This is a genomic window from Alcanivorax hongdengensis A-11-3, assembly GCF_000300995.1.
Lineage (GTDB): Bacteria > Pseudomonadota > Gammaproteobacteria > Pseudomonadales > Alcanivoracaceae > Alcanivorax > Alcanivorax hongdengensis.
Genome location: NZ_AMRJ01000016.1, coordinates 38,739 through 55,409 on the forward strand (window position 1 = coordinate 38,739; position 16,671 = coordinate 55,409).

Below are 16,671 nucleotides of genomic sequence, written 5' to 3' on the forward strand. Positions count from 1 at the left end.
CGATTTGGAGGAAACAACCATGAAGAAAGCCGTGGTGCTGTTGTCCGGCGGCCTGGATTCCGCCACCTGCCTGGCCATCGCCCGCGACCAGGGCTATCAATGCCATACCATCGCCTTTGATTACGGCCAGCGCACCCGCTCCGAGCTGGATGCCGCGGCCCGGGTCTCCGAGGCTCTGGGGGCTGCCAGCCACCGGGTCATTGAGCTGGGCATGGGCAATATTGGCGGCTCGGCCCTCACCGACCACAATATAGAGGTGCCGGAAGACGGCGGCGAGGGCATCCCGGTCACCTATGTGCCGGCCCGCAATACCGTGTTTTTGTCCCTGGCGCTGGGCCTGGCGGAAGTCACCGGCGCCGAGGCCATCTACATTGGCGTCAATGCGGTGGATTACTCCGGCTACCCGGACTGCCGCCCGGCCTTTATCGAGGCCTTCCAGACCCTGGCCAACCTGGCCACCAAGGCCGGCGTGGAGGGCAACACCATCCGCATCGAAACGCCCCTGATGCACCTGAGCAAGGCGCAGATTATCCAGCAGGGCGAGGGGCTGGGGCTCGACTACGGCCTTACCGTGTCCTGCTACCAGGCCGATGCCGAAGGCCGTGCCTGTGGTCGCTGCGACAGCTGCCGGCTGCGCAAGCAGGGTTTTGCCGACGCATTGGTTAAAGATCCAACAAACTATCAATAATCCGAAAAAAATTGGCGCCAACCCCTTGTCAGCCGGAAATAAATCCGTATTATTTGCGCCTCCTTCGGGACGGGTCGTTAGCTCAGTTGGTAGAGCAGTTGGCTTTTAACCAATTGGTCGCTGGTTCGAGTCCAGCACGACCCACCATCTTCTAAAAAGGCTGCCAGATATGGCGGCCTTTTTTTATGCCCGGTGCCAGCGGACGGGCTCGCCGGCCGGCCAAGGCCACCCGGCGGCTGGACTTTCCGGCCCGCCATCACAGATGGCGGGCGTTCGCGGCACGGCGAGCAGTACTCGCCATAAAACGTGCCGCTCACCCAGCACGACCCACCATCTTCTAAAAAGGCTGCCAGATATGGCGGCCTTTTTTTATGCCCGGTGCCAGCGGACGGGCTCGCCGGCCGGCCAAGGCCACCCGGCGGCTGGACTTTCCGGCCCGCCATCACAGATGACGGGCGTTCGCGGCACGGCGAGCAGTACTCGCCATAAAACGTGCCGCTCACCCAGCAAGACCCACCATATTCCAAAAAGGGCTGCCAAATCTGGCGGCCCTTTTTTATGTCCGGTGCCAACAGGTGGGCTCGCCGGCCGGCCAAGGCCACCCGGCGGCTGGACTTTCCGGCCCGCAATCACAGATGACGGGCGTTCGCGGCACGGCGAGCAGTACTCGCCATAAAACGTGCCGCTCACCCAGCACGACCCACCATCTTCTAAAAAGGCTGCCAGATATGGTGGCCCTTTATTTGGTTCATCGCGGCATTGCGGGAAAACGTACAAGGTCGGACGTCAGAGGTCGGACGCCAATCTCAACCCCGAAAGTTGGCACGGCACTGAGATTTCGAGGCACCTCCTGCACGCGAAGCCCTATCCATTTGCAAACAAACACCCTTAGAGGGCGTAATGCTGTTCACTTAAGCGGTGTCAATCTGGCTCAACCCTTTCAGGCAGGCCCCTCTCCCCAACCCCTCTCCCGCAAGGGGAGAGGGGCTTAACATCTAAAGTGAACAGCATTGCCACAGGTGACGAGCCGGTGAAGATTATTGGGGTTCGGGGTTTCAGCCTATCGCGTCCGACGTCCGACTTCAGACGCTGGACCAGGCCGATTTCCCCATAATCCGCTAAGAACCTTTTTTATGCCCGTTGCCGACGAGTCCGGGCTTTTCAGCACTAGTACAGCGACTTCTCCTCCCGGGATGCCTTGTCCCGCACCACCGGTTGCGGACCCTCCTGGGTGGGCAGCCACACCGGCAAACCGGCCTGCTCCGCCAGACCAACCATGTCGGCGGTGCCACGCCCGCCCGGGAAGGCCACCACCGCCTGGGGTTTGCCATGGTGCAGCATGCGCCGGTTGCGCATGGGACCGGCGGCTCGGCCGTGGGCCTTCCAGTTGGCCGGGTAGCAGACCTGATCCACCCCGCGGTCGTGGGCCCACTGGCTGGCCAGGCGGTCGGCGCCGCTGGCGTCGCCGTGGATCAGCAGGCTGATCTTGCCGCTGCGCCACAGATGTTCCATATAAGCTTCCAGTTGCGGGCGGTCCTGGTAGTCCCGCCCGCCACATACCAATACACGCATAGTGCTGTCCTTATGATCAGTATGAGTAATTATGACTTTATCCGCAGCGGATTGCATGTCGATGACGGTCTGATCGCCGTTTGACGGCACCAGGGCCGTTGGTCGCCCGGTGAAAAGGCTTCACGGGCCGTTGACCTGATAGACGCTTAAAATTGTACAAAGATAAAATCTTGTACAGGTCAACGTCGGGAGAGACTGGCATGGACACAACGACTCGCATTCCTGTTGGTATCAGTGCCTGTTTGCTGGGCCTGGAAGTACGCCACGACAAGGCGCACAAGCATTCACGCTTCTGTACCCAGACCCTGGCCCGCTATTTCGAGTTCCGCTCCCTGTGCCCGGAAATGGGCTCCGGCCTCGGTGTGCCGCGCAAGTCCATGCACCTGCGCGATGTGCAGGGGGACGGCCAGGTGCGGCTGGTGACCACCGATGGTCAGCGCGATTACACCGACCTGATGAACGACTTTATCGAACGCACCCTGCCAATGCTGGCCGGCCTGCGCGGTTTTATCCTCATGGCCAAGTCGCCCAGCTGTGGCATGGAGCGCATCCGCGTCTACCGCAAGCCCGGTGAAGTGCTGCATCGCGAGGCCAGTGGCCTGTTTGCCCAGGCCTTGATGGCCCGCTATCCACTGATGCCGGTGGAAGAGGAGGGCAGGCTCAATGATGACCGCCTGCGCGAGAACTTTGTCGAGCGCGTGTTCCTCTACGACGACTGGTGCCAGATGCGCGAGCGTGGCCTGACGCCCCAGGCGCTGATCGATTTCCACAGTCGCCATAAATTCCAGCTGCTGGCCCACTGCCAGAAAACCTACCGCCAGCTGGGGCCGTTGCTGTCCGACCTGAAATCCCGCCCCCTGGACGAGATCGCCGATGAATACATTCAGGCGTTGATGCCGGCCATGGCCAAGCGCGTCACCCCCGGTGCCCACGTCAACACCCTGCAGCATCTGGCCGGTTTTCTGCGTGGCGACCTGGACCCGGCGGACCGTCAGCTGATCCAGGAACAGATCGAGGCCTACCAGCGCGGTGAAGTGCCGTTGATCGTGCCCATGACATTGCTGCGCGGTGGCCTGCGCAAGGTCGATCAACCCTACCTGCAACGCCAGCGTTACCTGAGCCCCTATCCGGATGATCTGGGCCTGAGAAACCGGGTATGACAGAGCACACCGCCCTGACCATCCAGCAGGTCAGTCAGGCCTGCGGCATCAACCCGGTGACCCTGCGGGCCTGGGAGCGCCGCTACCAGTTGCTGGCACCGGCGCGCACCGGCAAGGGCCATCGCCGTTATCACCCGGAAGACGTGACCCGTATTCGCCAGATACAGGCCTGGCTGGACAAGGGCGTGCCGATCGGCCAGGTAGCGCCGTTACTGACGCAGCCCTCGCCGGAGCCGGCCGTGACCGCGTCCCCCTGGCCGGCGCTGATCGATGAGGGCCTGAGCGCCCTGCAAACCCTGAATGGTCGGCGCCTGGAGCAGTTGCTCAATCGCCTGCTGCGCGATTACAGCCACGACCAGGTGATTCGTGCCTTCACCGACCCGCTACAGGCGCATCTGGCACAAAGCCCGCTGATGGCCGGGCGCCGGGCCCTGCTGGACGCGGTGCTGATGCAGAAATGGTCCGCCCGGGCCCTGTCACTGGCGCCCCGGCGCGGCGAGACCGGCTGGTTGCTGGTGCCGGTGGGCAGCCCGTTACCGGCCCTGGAGCTGGCCATGGTGATGGGCCTGCCGCTGTGGTGCCTGCAACGGCCGGTGGAGGCCGATGCCCTGGCCGTGCTGCTGGCAGAACGCCCCCATACCGGTGTGCTCTGGGTAATCAGTGAGCGGCCCTCCACCTCGCACTCACGCAGCCTTTGGCAAAGTGCGCCGCCGGTCAGCGCCTGCGCTTGCTGGGGGCCGGCGGCGGCCCTGGTGAAACGCCCGGCCTGGCTGCCCCTGCTGGAGGCTCCCCGCGAGCAACTGGCGCCGCGTTTGCAATCGCTTTATCAGGAGACAAGTACACAGTGAAACTGGTCTGGTTCCGCAATGATCTGCGCCTGCATGGCCACACGCCGCTCACCGAGGCACTGGCCACCGGCGAGCCGGTGATGGCGGTCTATTGCCTGTGCCCGGCCCAGTGGGACGCGCATCAGGTGGCGCCGCTGCGCCGCTGGTACGTGCTGCACAGTCTGCTTGAGCTGGGCGACGCCCTGGCCGACAAGGGCGTGGACCTGCATGTTCTCGAGTGCGATGACTTTGCCGGCGTGGCCGACGCCCTGACGACGCTGGTGCAGGAGCACGGCATCACCGCGCTCTACTGCAACCGTGAATACCCGCTCAACGAGCTCAATCGTGACCGGGCGGTGGCCGACACCCTGCGCCCCCTGGGTGTGACCCTCAACGGCAGTGATGACGGCGTGCTGGTGCCGCCGGGTGCCCTGCGCACCGGCAAGGGTACCCCCTATACGGTATTCGGCGCCTACAAGCGGCGCTGGGATGTGTGGATGGAGCACCAGCCGCCGGCGGCCCCGGCCAGCCCCAACTGGCCCGCTGGCAAGGGCCGGTTCGTTGGCCGTCAGCGGGTCGAGCAGGCCCTGGCCGCGATTGATCTGCCCGTGCGGCTCACCGATCTCTGGCAACCCGGTGAACAGGCGGCCCTGACGCAGCTGGCCCGGTTTGCCGACAAGTCGCTGGCCGGTTACCGCCAACAGCGGGATTTCCCGGCACTGGACGGCACCAGCAGCCTGTCCACCGCCCTGTCCGCCGGCACCCTGTCGGTGGCCGCCTGCTACCGGGCCGCCATGCAGGCCATGGCCGATGCCGGCGCCCGGGATGGCGCCGCCTGCTGGGTGGGCGAGCTGGCCTGGCGTGACTTCTACCGGCAGATCATGGCGCGCTTTCCGCGCCTGGCCCGTGGCGCCGCCTTCCGCCCGGAAACCGACCTGTTGCAGTGGCACGACGACGAGGCCCTGTTCCAGGCCTGGTGCCAGGGCCGCACCGGTTACCCGCTGGTGGATGCGGCCATGCGTCAGCTGGTGGCCACCGGCTGGATGCACAATCGCCTGCGCATGTTGACGGCCATGTTCCTCAGCAAGCATCTATGGATCGACTGGCGCCGGGGCGAGGCGTTTTTCATGGAGCATCTGATGGATGGCGATTTCGCCGCCAACAATGGCGGCTGGCAATGGAGTGCGTCCACCGGCACCGATGCGGTGCCGTATTTCCGGGTGTTCAGCCCGGTGCGCCAGAGCCAGCGGTTTGACCCGGATGGCAAATTCATTGCCCGCTACGTGCCGGAGCTGGCCCATCTGGACAACAAGACTATCCACGAACCCTGGAAGCAGCCGTTGCTGGCACCGGATTATCCGCCGCCCTGCGTGCCCCACGCCGGCGTGCGCGAGCGCGTTACCGAGCGCTTCAAACAGGCCAAGGCCGACTACGACGCGGCTGATCATTCCCCCCGTACCTCCACCCAGAAGGAATCTCCATGAGTCAGCGTATTGCCATTGTCGGCGCCGGCATCAGCGGCCTGACCGCCGCCTGGTATCTGGCCCGCGATAATGAGGTCACGGTGTTCGAGGCCAACGACTATCTCGGTGGCCACACCTGCACCGTACCGGTGAAGCGTGACCATGGTGACTATGCCGTGGACGTGGGGTTTATCGTCTTCAACGACCGCACCTACCCGAATTTTCTCAAATTGCTCGATGAGCTGGGCGTGGGCCGGCAGCCCACGGACATGGGCTTTGCCGTCAGTGACCAGCGCAGTGGCCTGGAGTACTGCGGCGATGGCCTGGGCGGCATCTTTGCCCAGAAGCGCAATCTGCTGAGCCCGACACACTGGCGTTTTATCGGCGACATCCTGCGTTTCAACCGCCAGGCACCGGGGCTGATGGATAGCGACGAGGGCGAGTTGCCGCTGGGCGAGTATCTGCGCCGTCACGGCTACAGCGACGCCTTTCGGCGTGATTATGTACTCGCCATGGGCGGCGCCATCTGGTCCTGCTCGCTGGCGCAGATGGAGCAGTTTCCGGCCCGCTTTTTCGTGCGTTTTTTTCACAACCACGGCCTGTTGTCACTGACCAACCGGCCCCAGTGGTACGTGGTACCCGGTGGCTCCAACAGCTATGTGAAGCCGCTGGTGGACAACTGCCCGGCACGGTTCCATGTCAATACACCGGTTACCCGCATCCAGCGCCATCAGGACCATGTGCTGGTGGAGGCCGCGGGTGAGACCCGCCAGTTCGATCAGGTGATTCTGGCCTGCCACAGCGATCAGGCCCGGGCCCTGCTGGCGGATCCGGACGACCGCGAACGCCAATGCCTGGCGGCACTGGATTACCAGAACAACGATGTGGTGTTGCACACCGACACCCGTCTGTTGCCGCGCAAGCGCCGGGTCTGGTCCAGCTGGAATGCACTGCTGTTTGATCGCGAGCAGGAATACGTTCAAGTCACTTACAACATGAATATCCTGCAGGGTATCGAGGCGCCGGAAACCTTCTGCGTCACGCTCAACGCCAGCGACCGGATTGATGAGGACAAGGTGATTGCCCGCTACCGGTTTGCCCACCCGCTGTTCACCCCGCAGACCCTGTCGGCCCGTGAGCAGCTGCTGGTGGCCAATGGCGAGCGTCGCACCTGGTTTGCCGGCGCCTGGTGCCGCAACGGCTTCCACGAGGATGGGGTCGTTTCCGCGTTGAATGTGGTGCACGGCCTGCAGGGGCAGGGCGGGGGCACACCATGATACCGGCCATGGCGCTGGCCAGCGGGCGGGTGTGGCATCAGCGGCGCGAGCCCTTCAGCCACCGCTTCGACTACCCGTTATGGCTGGTCTGGTGCGAGCTGGAGCAGACCGGCTCGCTGCTTGACCGGCATTGGGCCTGGGGGCGGCGCTGGCGGCCGGTGACCTTCCGCGATCGCGATTATCTGGACAACAACGACACGCCGTTGGCGCAAAAGGCCCGCGACCGTGCCGCCGCCGAGGGCCTGGACTGGTCCGGCGGGCGGGTGTTCATGCTTGGCCAGTGGCGCACGCTGGGTACGCTGTTCAACCCGCTGGTGCTGTATTTCCACATTCCGGAGGGCAGTGACCAGCCCGACAGCATGCTGGCGGAAGTGCAGAACACCCCCTGGCGGGAGAAACATCTCTATGCCCTGCGGTTGAGCGCCGATGACAACGGTGAGCTGACCGTGGATCACAGCAAGGATTTTCACGTCTCGCCGTTTCTGCCCATGGCCCTGCGCTACCACTGGCGCCTTCACGTGGCTTTTCCCGAGCTGCGATTAACGTTGCAGGACAAACAGGGTGAAACCGTGGTGTTTGCCGCTGGTTTTACGCTGCATCTGGAGCCCCCGGAAAAGGCAGCCATGGGGCGGGTCATTCGGCGCTTCGGTGCCCAGGGCTTCGCCACGCTGCGCGGTATCTACTGGCAAGCGTGGCGCCTGTGGCGAAAAGGGGCACGCTTTTACAGCCATCCGAACAAGGCTGATAACGACTAACAGGTTGGAGAGAGAACCGTCATGGCATCCGTGCAAAAGGGATTGGTGACAAGATCAGCGAGCTGGGGGCAGGCGCTGGCACGCAAATTGGTGCTGGGGCGTCTGGAGCAGCTCCCCCACGGTAGCCTCGTGATCGAGGAGCCGGACGGTAACCGTGTTTGTCTGGGCCATGGCAACGCGCCGGCCATCATCACCGTCAACAACTGGGACACCTACCGCATGATGATGAGCGGCGGGTCACTGGGGGCGGCGGAAGCCTATATGGAAAACGGCTGGGACAGCCCGGATCTGGTGGCGGTGATTCGTTATTTCGCTGCCAACATCAACGCGCTCAATGCGCTGGAGGGCGGTCTGGCGGTGCTTAGTCAGCCGGCCCTTAAACTGCTGCACGTCTACAACCGTAACTCCCTGCGCGGTTCCCGCCGCAACATCGCGGCCCACTATGATCTGGGCAACGACTTCTTCGCCCTGTTTCTCGACCGCACCATGATGTATTCCAGTGCGGTCTATCCCACCGAACAGGCCAGCCTGGAAGAGGCCTCGGCGCACAAGATGGATCTGATCTGCCAGAAACTGGACCTGCAGCCGGGCATGAGCCTGCTGGAAGTGGGCACCGGCTGGGGCGGTCTGGCGCTGCATGCTGCCCGTCATTACGGCGTGCAGGTGACCACCACCACCATTTCCCGGGAGCAGGCCCGCTATGCCCGCGAGCGGGTTCGCGAGGCCGGGCTGGACGATCGCATCACCGTACTGGAAGAGGATTACCGTGACCTCACCGGTGTCTACGACCGGGTCGTTTCCGTGGAGATGATCGAAGCGGTGGGGGCGGAGTACCTGGACGGTTACTTCCGCCAGTTGGGCGAGCGCCTCAAGAGCAATGGCGTTCTGTTGCTACAGGCCATCACCGTGCCCGACCAGCGCTATCACTACGCGCTCAAGCAGGTGGACTTCATCAAGCGCTACATCTTCCCCGGCGGTTTCCTGCCCAGCATTTCGGTCATGTGCGACAAGCTGACCCGTCATACCGACCTGGTTGTCATCGGCCTGCAGGATATCGGTTTGGATTATGCCCGCACCCTGCATGACTGGCGCGAACGTTTCCTCACCGAGCGGGGCCGTATCGAGCGGCTGGGCTTCGATGAGCGTTTCATGCGCATGTGGGATTACTACCTGTGCTACTGCGAAGGCGCCTTCCTGGAGCGTGCCATCAGCACCGTGCACCTGGTGGCGGCAGGGCCGGATTACCGCACGGCCTGACCGGTTGCGGCAGGCCCCTTGAAAGCCGTGCACGGCAAGCCCATTCTGAAGACAGGCCATTGGGCCAAAATTGACACGGGACTGTCAGGTGGCAGTTCCCGGTTTGTGGTATTATGCCCGCCTGACACCTGTGTGTTTCGTGTAAGTTGTTGATTAATGGGGGAAACCCCGGGCGGAACAGCCTATGAATGCCAAGGCTCAAGAACTGGTTCGCAGTCATCTGGACCATCTTCACGATGAGGGCAGTGCGCTCAGCGAAGAACAGCGCCTAGCCTATCGTCAACGTATTAAGGATTTATTGCAGCAGCGCGACGCGGTGCTGGTGGCCCACTATTACACCGACCCGGAGATCCAGTCCCTGGCGGAGGAAACCGGTGGTTGTGTGGCCGACTCCCTGGAAATGGCCCGCTTCGGCAAGGAACATCCGGCGTCCACCCTGATCGTCGCCGGCGTCAAGTTCATGGGCGAGACGGCCAAGATTCTCAGCCCGGAAAAACGGATCTTCATGCCCACCCTGGAAGCCACCTGTTCGCTGGACCTGGGCTGCCCGGAGCAGGAGTTTGCCGACTTCTGTGACCAGCACCCGGATCGCACCGTGGTGGTATACGCCAATACCTCGGCGGCGGTGAAAGCCCGTGCCGACTGGGTGGTGACCTCGTCAATTGCCGTGGAGCTGATCGAGCACCTGGACCGGCAGGGCGAGAAGATCCTCTGGGCGCCGGACAAGCACCTGGGCGGTTATGTGCGCGACAAGACCGGCGCCGACGTGCTGTGCTGGGACGGTGCCTGCATTGTCCATGAGGAATTCAAGGCCAAGGGCCTGGATGACCTGAAGGCCGCCTACCCCGATGCGGCTATCCTGGTGCACCCGGAATCCCCGGCGTCGGTGGTGGCAATGGCCGATGTGGTCGGCTCCACCTCCCAGCTGATCAAGGCGGCCTGCGAGATGGACAACAGCACCTTCATCGTCGCCACCGACAAGGGCATCTTCTACAAGATGCAGCAGCTGGCCCCGCAGAAGACCTTCATCGAAGCGCCCACCGCCGGCTCCGGCGCCACCTGTCGCAGCTGTGCCCACTGCCCGTGGATGGCCATGAACGGCCTGGAAAACATGCTGGCGGTGCTGGAGGCCGACAACGGCCTGGGTCAGGAAATCTTCGTTGACCCGAGTCTGGCCGAGCGCGCCATGGTGCCGCTCAACCGCATGCTGGATTTCGGCCAGTCCCTCAAGAAATAACGCACCCTCGCACCGCTCCCGGTCCTCCCCCTCAATGAGGGGGAGCCAGGGGGTGGCTAGAATTTCTCTTCCGACAGTTGCTGCATGGTCTTCAGCCGTGCATTGAGTTTGCTGTGCAGGGCAAAGTCGTCGCGGGCGTCGTGCAGGGCGTACTGCATCTGTTGCAGGGCCTTGGGGTCGTTACCGCGCAGGAACTGGTACTCCGCTCGCGCATGCAGGGCGCGGGCCTCGTCGCCACTGTTGCCGTAGGCATCGGCAATCAGGTCCCACACCTGGGGGTCATCGCTGCGCTCCAGTGTCAGCGGCTTGAGCAGGGGCAGGGCCTCGGCGGGCTGCTTGCTGCGCAGGTAGGCGCGGCTCAGCAGCATGGAGGCGGCATAATCGTGGGGGGCAATTGCCAGTACCCGACGCGCCTGTTCGATGGCCTTCGGGTAGTCGCCGTCGGCAATGTCCACCTCCGCCAGGCCCAGTCGGTACCAGAGTTCATTGGGGTGTTTGCTGGCCAGTTCCTGCAGCAGGTTGCGGGCCCGGTCGTAATCCTCGGCGCGCAGGTAACTCATGGCCAGGCCATAGGTGGCGGCCTGCTGGGCCAGCACACTGTTGTCGCCCTGGTTGCGCATGAAGTAGCTGATGGCCTGGTCGGCGGTGGTGATGAATACCGACTGAATGCGCGCCTTGGTAAGCAGAAAACGCATGGAAATGGTCAGCGGCGGGTGGGGCAGGTTGCGGGCCCGGGCGCGGCTGTCGGCGATGCGGTCTTCAGTGACCGGGTGGGTGAGCAGAAACTCCGGCGGGTCGCCGGCATAGGCACGACTGTTGAGCATGCGTTCGAAAAAGCGCGGCATGGCTTCCGGGTCCATGCCGGCGTTGGCCAGGGTCTGCATGCCCACCCGGTCGGCTTCCCGTTCGTTCTGGCGCGAGTAGGCCAGCTGCGCCTGGATGGCGCCGGCCTGGGTGGCGGCGATACCGGCCATGCCGGCATCCGCATTACCGGCAATGGCCACCGCCAGGCTGGCCAGCATGGCGGACAGCACCGCCACGTTCATTTTCTTGGAATCCAGATAGCGGCGGGCAAAGTGGCGCTGGCTGACGTGGGCGATTTCGTGGGCCACCACGCCGCCCACTTCATCTTCGGTGGCGGCGCTGAGAAACAGCCCGGCGTTCAGGCCGATCACGCCGCCGGGCACCGCAAAGGCGTTAATCTGGCGACTGTTGATCACCACGATGGTCAGGTTCGGTTCTTTCAGGTCGCTGTAGGAGGCCAGCCGGTAGACCAGGCTCTCCACGTATTCCTGTACCAGCGGATCGGTCATGATGGAGGTCTGGCTGCGCAGGTTGCGCAGCCAGCTGCGGCCCAGGCGATATTCCTGGTCCGGTGACATCAGTGAGGCGGTGGGATCACCCAGCACGGGCAGGTCATCGGCCGGTGCCGGCACGGCCAGCCAGCAGCAACCCAGTAGTAACAGCGTACGTGCAAACAGCCTCAAGCAATGACTCCTGAAAAAGGGGTGTTGTGCTTCCTGCACGTGCAGGATTATTCAGCGGCCCTTCGGCACACTATAATGCCGGCAGGTGAAAACGGAATCGAGCACGGAGCCCACAAAACGCTCATGTCTGACCAACCAGTGGATCTCCTGGTGGATGCCAGCGGCCTGCAATGCCCGCTGCCGCTACTGAAAACCCGGCAGGCCCTGCGCCATCTGGCGCCGGGTCAGCTACTCTCGGTCACCGCCACGGACGAGGCGTCCAGCCGGGATATTCCCGCCTATCTGGGACAATCCCCGCACCAGCTAGTTCGCTGTCAGCATGATGATGACGGCTACACCTTCTTGATTCGCCGCGGCGAGGAGCCTTGATGTTACAAATCCTGAAGAACTGGGCCGACAGCTATTTTTCCGATGAAGAGGCGGTCTATCTGCTGGTGGTGCTGGTGGTGGGCGCCCTGGTGATTGCCTTCTTCGGCGGCATGCTGGCGCCAGTGCTCACCGCCATTGTGCTGGCCTACCTGATGCAGGGGCTGGTCAACGCGCTGGAAAGGCACGGCATGCGCTCTCTGCTGGCCATCAACCTGGTGTTCGTGCTGTTCATGGGCATGCTGGTGTCCACCCTGGTGGTGCTGTTGCCCATGGTCTGGCGGCAAACCCTGCTGCTGGTACGTGACCAGCTGCCCTACATGCTCAAGAACGGTGAGATCTGGCTGCGCGCCTTGCCCGAGCGGTACCCGGACATGGTGTCCATGGATCAGGTGGATGCGCTGGTCAATCTGATCCAGAAGGAAGTGGCCCAGGGCGGCCAGTCCATGCTCACGGTGTCGTTGGCCTCCATCCCCAACCTGGTGGAGCTGATGGTGTTCGTGGTGCTGGTGCCGTTGCTGGTCTATTTCTTTCTCAAGGACAAGGACGCCATTCTCAACTGGGTAATCAGTTTCCTGCCCCGGCGCCGGCGTATCCTTTCCCATGTCTGGCAGGAAATGGACGGTCAGATCGCCAACTATGTGCGCGGCAAGGCCATCGAGATTCTGCTGGTCGGGGCCACCACCTTTGTCTGCTTCCTGTTGCTGGGCATGCACTACACGGTGTTGCTGGCGGTACTGGTGGGGTTGTCGGTGGTGGTGCCCTACATCGGCGCCACGGTGGTGACGCTGCCGGTGGCGGCGGTGGCCTATGTGCAGTTCGGCTGGAGCGGTGACTTCGCCCTGGTGATGCTGGCCTACGGCATCATCCAGTTCATCGACGGCAATATTCTGGTGCCGTTGCTGTTCTCCGAGGCGGTCAACCTGCACCCGGTGGCGATCATTACGGCCATCTTGCTGTTCGGCGGGTTGTGGGGGCTGTGGGGCGTGTTCTTTGCCATTCCGCTGGCCACGCTGATCAAGGCGGTGATCAATGCCTGGCCGCGCAACGAGGCCTACCAGCAGCCGCTGCCGGAGGCCTCGGAACAGGACGTCTGATTACAGCGCCTTGACCGCGTCCAGCACCGCCTGGGCGTGTTCCTTGACCTTTACCTTGCGCCATTCCTCGCGCAGCACGCCATCCTCGTCGATCAGGAAGGTGCTGCGCTCGATGCCCAGGTACTCCTTGCCGTAGAGCTTCTTGAGCTTGATCACGTCGAACAGCTGGCAGACGTTTTCGTCCTCGTCGCTGATCAGCTCGAACGGGAAGGCCTGCTTGGCCTTGAAGTTCTCGTGGCGGCGCATGGAGTCCTTCGACACCCCGAAAATTTCGCAGTTGGCCTTCTGGAAAGCGTCATACAGGTCACGGAAGTTCTGCCCCTCGGTGGTACAACCCGGTGTGCTGTCCTTGGGGTAGAAGTAGATCACCACCTTCTTGCCACGCAGTTCGGACAGGGTCACGGTGGTGTCGCTGGTGGCCGGGGCGGTGAAATCGGGAACCGGGTTGCCGACGGTTACTGTCATGGTGAGTCCTTGAATCGGGGTTAACGTTTGGGCGTCATGCTGGCATCCAGATTGCGGGCCTCGCAGAAATCCAGGAAGGCTTCGCGCAGCAGGGCCACGGATTGTTCAGCGTTCATGCGCAATACCAGGTGAAGGCTGAACATGGGCGTGCCGGTGTGCGGCGCCGCATAGGTGCCGGTGGACAGGTCCTCGATGCTGATGCCGCGAACCGAGAAGAAATTGGCGATCTCGTGGACGATGCCCGGGTTGTCCATGGCCACCACGTCCACCTCGTAGGGCAGGGCGGCGGCCTGGTCGTTGCGCTTGTGGGTGCGCTTGAGGGTGATCAGCAGATCCAGCTGCTGCTCCAGGCTCTCGCGGGAGGCTTCCAGCTGGGCCAGGCCGGCGTCACCGGCACTGACCAGCATCAGCACCGCGAATTCGCCGCCCAGCACCGTCATGCGCGAGTCGAGAATGTTGCCCTGCAGGTCCAGCACGGCCCGTGACAGGGCCTGCACGATGCCCGGGCGGTCCGAACCCAGGGCAGAGATGACCATCAATGATTCCATGGCGTATTCCTCTTATTCGTCCCGGCCGATGCGGTCGGCCGGTGAGGCATCAGTGTAGCAGGGAGTCGACAGCTTATGGCTCCCTTGTTCACCGTCAAGGCGAGGTTTACCATAGCGCCCTTCACCCCACCACAGGGCCCGACGCGGCGCAGTCACTGCGATACCGCTGAGAAAGGAGATTAGGCATGATTCGCGGCAGTATAGTGGCGTTGGTCACCCCCATGCGTACCGACGGTTCCGTTGACTGGGAACGTCTGCGCAACCTGGTTAACTGGCACGTGGAGCAGGGCACCCGTGCCATTGTCGCCGTGGGCACCACCGGTGAATCCGCCACCCTGGGTTTTGAGGAACATGACAACGTCATCCGCGAAGTGGTCAACCTGGCCGCCGGCCGGGTGCCGGTGATTGCCGGTACCGGTGCCAACAGCACCGAGGAAGCCATTCGCCTGACCCGCGATGCCAAGCGCGATGGTGCCGATGCCTGCCTGCTGGTCACGCCCTACTACAACAAGCCGCCCCAGGAAGGCCTCTACCAGCACTACCTGGCCGTGGCCCGGGCCGTGGATATTCCGCAGATTCTCTACAACGTGCCGGGGCGCACCGCCTGCGACATGCTGCCGGAAACCGTGGAGCGCCTCAGCAAGGTGCCCAACATCATCGGCATCAAGGAAGCCACCGGCAACCTGGAGCGCGCCCGGGAAATTCGCGAGCGCTGTGGTGAGGATTTCCTGCTGCTTTCCGGTGACGATGCCACCGCCATGGACTTCATCCTGGCCGGCGGCCACGGCGATATTTCCGTCACCGCCAACGTGGCACCGGCCAAGATGGCGGCCATGTGCGAAGCGGCCCTGGCCGGCGACGCCGACCGTGCCCGTCAACTCAATGGGGAACTGGAACCCCTTCACCGTGATCTGTTTATCGAAGCCAACCCGATCCCGGTGAAATGGGCACTGTATGAAATGGGCCTGATCGACGCGGGGATTCGCCTGCCGCTGGTGCCCCTGTCCGAGGCGGCCCAGCCGCGTTTGCGCGAAACCCTGCGTCAGTGTGGCCTGCTGGAGGCATAATGAAAAAAGCGGCGATAACGCTCGCGCTACTGGCAGCCGGCTGTAGCTGGCTGCCGGACAAAAGTCTGGAATACCGTGACGCACAGGTTCTCAAACCGATCGAGGTGCCCGAAGGCGGCGTCTTCATCGGTGAATCGCCGATCTACCAGGTGCCCGATCAGGAAGACCGCCTGACCGGCCCCCGCGAAGGCGAGAAAAAGTTCGAGCCGCCGGAGCCGCCGCAGCTGGTGTCCCTGGCCAGCCAGACCGGTGGCGACAAGGACGCCCCGCCGGCGCCCAAGGACCAGCCGACCCATGCCTTGCTCAGCAAGGATGGCAACGGCTACCCGATCATCATGCTGTCCACCCGCTATGCCTGGGCCTGGGAGTATGTGGGCGATGCGCTGAAGAAGACCGACCTGAAAATCAGCGACCGGGACCGCGAAGTGGGTATCTACTTCCTCAAGGTGCCCGAGCGTTACAAGCTCAAGGACAGTGAGGCTCAGCTGAAACTGAGCCACACCACCAACGGTATTCAGGTGGCGGTCCTCAACCGTAAAGGCACGGCGCTGGTGGACAAGACCCCGGGGCAGGCCATTCTGGACAGTATCTACCAGGAACTGCAGTAATGCGTCTGGCCTCCCTGGGCAGTGGCAGCAAGGGCAACGCCACCCTGGTGCAGGCCGACGATACCCTGGCACTGATCGACTGCGGTTTTACCGTCAAGGAAACCGAGCAGCGCCTGGGCCGGCTGGGCCTCAGTGGCGCGGACATCAGCGCCATCCTGATTACCCACGAGCACGGCGATCACGTGCGCGGGGCCGGGGCGCTGGCCCGCAAGTTCGGCTGTCCGCTGTACAGCTCCTTTGGCACCGCTGCGGCGGTGCGTGGCCGGCGCGCCCATTTTGATGGTGCCGACTGGCGTGAGGTGCGCCCGGGCCGGGCCTTTACCGTTCAGGCCCTGGAGGTGTTGCCGGTGATGGTGCCCCACGATGCCCGCGAACCGTGCCAATACCGGTTCAGCTGGCAGGGGCGGGTGACCGGCGTGCTCACCGACCTGGGCTCGGTGACGCCGCACGTGGTGCAAGCCTACGGCGATTGCGATGCGCTGGTGCTGGAATGTAACCACGATCGCGATCTGCTGGCCCAGGGCCCGTACCCGCTCTCGTTGAAACGCCGCGTGGGCGGTATGCTGGGGCATCTGAGCAACGAACAGGCGGCGACCCTGCTGGCCCAGGCCAACGTGGATCGCCTCCAGCATCTGGTGCTCTCGCACCTGAGCGAACAGAATAATACGGTCGACCACGCCCGCGGGGCGGTGGAGCAGGTGATGACCTGTGGCCGTGAACGCATTCGGGTGGCCAGTCAGGGCGAGGGCTTTGACTGGCTGCACGTACATTAAGTTAACCACCGACCTGAGTAATGG

At 63.3% G+C, this 16,671-nt stretch carries 17 protein-coding genes and 1 tRNA gene; 14 read left to right on the plus strand and 4 right to left on the minus strand.

Annotated features, from left to right (window positions below; translation table 11 throughout):
- The first annotated feature begins 19 nt into the window (after nt 1-19).
- Together queC and A11A3_RS10840 are read left to right on the plus strand one after the other, a co-directional pair.
- Entirely contained in the window at nt 20-688 is a 669-nt protein-coding gene (gene queC / locus A11A3_RS10835; RefSeq protein ID WP_008929343.1) for a 7-cyano-7-deazaguanine synthase QueC, read from the plus strand.
- A 71-nt stretch (nt 689-759) separates the two neighbouring features.
- A tRNA-Lys gene (locus tag A11A3_RS10840) sits at nt 760-835 on the plus strand.
- Between the two features lie 1,020 nt (nt 836-1,855).
- On the opposite strand, the gene A11A3_RS10845 is transcribed toward A11A3_RS10840, so the two are convergent.
- Nucleotides 1,856-2,260, minus strand: coding sequence for a DUF2493 domain-containing protein (locus A11A3_RS10845; RefSeq protein WP_008929344.1), 405 nt, complete (start codon nt 2,258-2,260; stop codon nt 1,856-1,858).
- A gap of 200 nt (nt 2,261-2,460) precedes the next feature.
- Between A11A3_RS10845 and A11A3_RS10850 the strand changes: the two genes are divergently transcribed.
- From A11A3_RS10850 to nadA, 7 genes are all read left to right on the plus strand, one after another.
- Nucleotides 2,461-3,420, plus strand: a complete 960-nt coding sequence (locus A11A3_RS10850) for a YbgA family protein (protein ID WP_008929345.1) — start codon at nt 2,461-2,463, stop codon at nt 3,418-3,420.
- A complete protein-coding gene (locus tag A11A3_RS10855; RefSeq protein WP_008929346.1) occupies nt 3,417-4,268 on the plus strand; it encodes a MerR family transcriptional regulator in 852 nt (283 codons plus the stop codon). Before A11A3_RS10850 ends, A11A3_RS10855 begins: the two co-directional genes overlap by 4 nt.
- Nucleotides 4,265-5,731: a cryptochrome/photolyase family protein gene (locus tag A11A3_RS10860; RefSeq protein ID WP_008929347.1), complete on the plus strand. Its 1,467-nt coding sequence runs from the start codon at nt 4,265-4,267 to the stop codon at nt 5,729-5,731. The genes A11A3_RS10855 and A11A3_RS10860 overlap by 4 nt, the downstream gene beginning before the upstream one ends.
- The gene (locus A11A3_RS10865) at nt 5,728-6,987 is read left to right on the plus strand and encodes an NAD(P)/FAD-dependent oxidoreductase (RefSeq protein ID WP_008929348.1); all 1,260 of its coding nucleotides are present in this window, start codon (nt 5,728-5,730) and stop codon (nt 6,985-6,987) included. The genes A11A3_RS10860 and A11A3_RS10865 overlap by 4 nt, the downstream gene beginning before the upstream one ends.
- Nucleotides 6,984-7,742 carry a DUF1365 domain-containing protein gene (locus tag A11A3_RS10870; protein ID WP_008929349.1) on the plus strand — a complete coding sequence of 253 codons (759 nt, stop codon included), beginning with the start codon at nt 6,984-6,986 and terminating at the stop codon, nt 7,740-7,742. Before A11A3_RS10865 ends, A11A3_RS10870 begins: the two co-directional genes overlap by 4 nt.
- A gap of 21 nt (nt 7,743-7,763) precedes the next feature.
- A complete protein-coding gene (locus tag A11A3_RS10875) occupies nt 7,764-8,999 on the plus strand; it encodes an SAM-dependent methyltransferase (protein ID WP_040297061.1) in 1,236 nt (411 codons plus the stop codon).
- Between the two features lie 184 nt (nt 9,000-9,183).
- A complete protein-coding gene (gene nadA, locus A11A3_RS10880; protein ID WP_008929351.1) occupies nt 9,184-10,236 on the plus strand; it encodes a quinolinate synthase NadA in 1,053 nt (350 codons plus the stop codon).
- A gap of 56 nt (nt 10,237-10,292) precedes the next feature.
- Here the strand turns inward: nadA and A11A3_RS10885 are convergent, their stop codons facing one another.
- A complete protein-coding gene (locus A11A3_RS10885; protein WP_008929352.1) occupies nt 10,293-11,723 on the minus strand; it encodes a M48 family metalloprotease in 1,431 nt (476 codons plus the stop codon).
- Nucleotides 11,724-11,846: 123 nt separating this feature from the next.
- Between A11A3_RS10885 and A11A3_RS10890 the strand changes: the two genes are divergently transcribed.
- On the plus strand, nt 11,847-12,092 hold the full coding sequence (locus A11A3_RS10890) for a sulfurtransferase TusA family protein (RefSeq protein ID WP_008929353.1): 246 nt from the start codon (nt 11,847-11,849) through the stop codon (nt 12,090-12,092).
- Nucleotides 12,092-13,186 (plus strand): AI-2E family transporter, encoded by a 1,095-nt coding sequence (locus A11A3_RS10895; protein WP_008929354.1) that lies wholly within the window; start codon nt 12,092-12,094, stop codon nt 13,184-13,186. Before A11A3_RS10890 ends, A11A3_RS10895 begins: the two co-directional genes overlap by 1 nt.
- Here A11A3_RS10895 and bcp read toward each other — a convergent pair whose 3' ends face one another.
- On the minus strand, nt 13,187-13,651 hold the full coding sequence (gene bcp / locus A11A3_RS10900) for a thioredoxin-dependent thiol peroxidase (RefSeq protein WP_008929355.1): 465 nt from the start codon (nt 13,649-13,651) through the stop codon (nt 13,187-13,189). It abuts the gene before it with no gap.
- A gap of 20 nt (nt 13,652-13,671) precedes the next feature.
- Complete coding sequence (locus tag A11A3_RS10905; protein ID WP_008929356.1) at nt 13,672-14,199, minus strand: glycine cleavage system transcriptional repressor; 528 nt, start codon at nt 14,197-14,199, stop codon at nt 13,672-13,674.
- Between the two features lie 185 nt (nt 14,200-14,384).
- Between A11A3_RS10905 and dapA the strand changes: the two genes are divergently transcribed.
- From dapA to A11A3_RS10920, 3 genes are read left to right on the plus strand one after another with little or no spacing between them, the layout of a single operon-like run.
- On the plus strand, nt 14,385-15,266 hold the full coding sequence (dapA, locus tag A11A3_RS10910; RefSeq protein WP_008929357.1) for a 4-hydroxy-tetrahydrodipicolinate synthase: 882 nt from the start codon (nt 14,385-14,387) through the stop codon (nt 15,264-15,266).
- A complete protein-coding gene (gene bamC / locus A11A3_RS10915) occupies nt 15,266-15,874 on the plus strand; it encodes an NlpB/DapX family lipoprotein (protein WP_008929358.1) in 609 nt (202 codons plus the stop codon). Before dapA ends, bamC begins: the two co-directional genes overlap by 1 nt.
- Nucleotides 15,874-16,647 carry an MBL fold metallo-hydrolase gene (locus A11A3_RS10920; RefSeq protein WP_008929359.1) on the plus strand — a complete coding sequence of 258 codons (774 nt, stop codon included), beginning with the start codon at nt 15,874-15,876 and terminating at the stop codon, nt 16,645-16,647. Before bamC ends, A11A3_RS10920 begins: the two co-directional genes overlap by 1 nt.
- The last annotated feature ends 24 nt before the right edge of the window (nt 16,648-16,671 follow it).

What these genes read in the sequence shown, in the direction of transcription:
- queC (WP_008929343.1), top strand. Translation starts at nt 20, where the DNA reads ATGAAGAAAGCCGTGGTGCTGTTGTCCGGCGGCCTGGATTCCGCCACC.
- A11A3_RS10845 (WP_008929344.1), bottom strand. Translation starts at nt 2,260, where the DNA reads ATGCGTGTATTGGTATGTGGCGGGCGGGACTACCAGGACCGCCCGCAA.
- A11A3_RS10850 (WP_008929345.1), top strand. Translation starts at nt 2,461, where the DNA reads ATGGACACAACGACTCGCATTCCTGTTGGTATCAGTGCCTGTTTGCTG.
- A11A3_RS10855 (WP_008929346.1), top strand. Translation starts at nt 3,417, where the DNA reads ATGACAGAGCACACCGCCCTGACCATCCAGCAGGTCAGTCAGGCCTGC.
- A11A3_RS10865 (WP_008929348.1), top strand. Translation starts at nt 5,728, where the DNA reads ATGAGTCAGCGTATTGCCATTGTCGGCGCCGGCATCAGCGGCCTGACC.
- A11A3_RS10870 (WP_008929349.1), top strand. Translation starts at nt 6,984, where the DNA reads ATGATACCGGCCATGGCGCTGGCCAGCGGGCGGGTGTGGCATCAGCGG.
- A11A3_RS10875 (WP_040297061.1), top strand. Translation starts at nt 7,764, where the DNA reads ATGGCATCCGTGCAAAAGGGATTGGTGACAAGATCAGCGAGCTGGGGG.
- nadA (WP_008929351.1), top strand. Translation starts at nt 9,184, where the DNA reads ATGAATGCCAAGGCTCAAGAACTGGTTCGCAGTCATCTGGACCATCTT.
- A11A3_RS10890 (WP_008929353.1), top strand. Translation starts at nt 11,847, where the DNA reads ATGTCTGACCAACCAGTGGATCTCCTGGTGGATGCCAGCGGCCTGCAA.
- A11A3_RS10895 (WP_008929354.1), top strand. Translation starts at nt 12,092, where the DNA reads ATGTTACAAATCCTGAAGAACTGGGCCGACAGCTATTTTTCCGATGAA.
- bcp (WP_008929355.1), bottom strand. Translation starts at nt 13,651, where the DNA reads ATGACAGTAACCGTCGGCAACCCGGTTCCCGATTTCACCGCCCCGGCC.
- A11A3_RS10905 (WP_008929356.1), bottom strand. Translation starts at nt 14,199, where the DNA reads ATGGAATCATTGATGGTCATCTCTGCCCTGGGTTCGGACCGCCCGGGC.
- dapA (WP_008929357.1), top strand. Translation starts at nt 14,385, where the DNA reads ATGATTCGCGGCAGTATAGTGGCGTTGGTCACCCCCATGCGTACCGAC.
- bamC (WP_008929358.1), top strand. Translation starts at nt 15,266, where the DNA reads ATGAAAAAAGCGGCGATAACGCTCGCGCTACTGGCAGCCGGCTGTAGC.
- A11A3_RS10920 (WP_008929359.1), top strand. Translation starts at nt 15,874, where the DNA reads ATGCGTCTGGCCTCCCTGGGCAGTGGCAGCAAGGGCAACGCCACCCTG.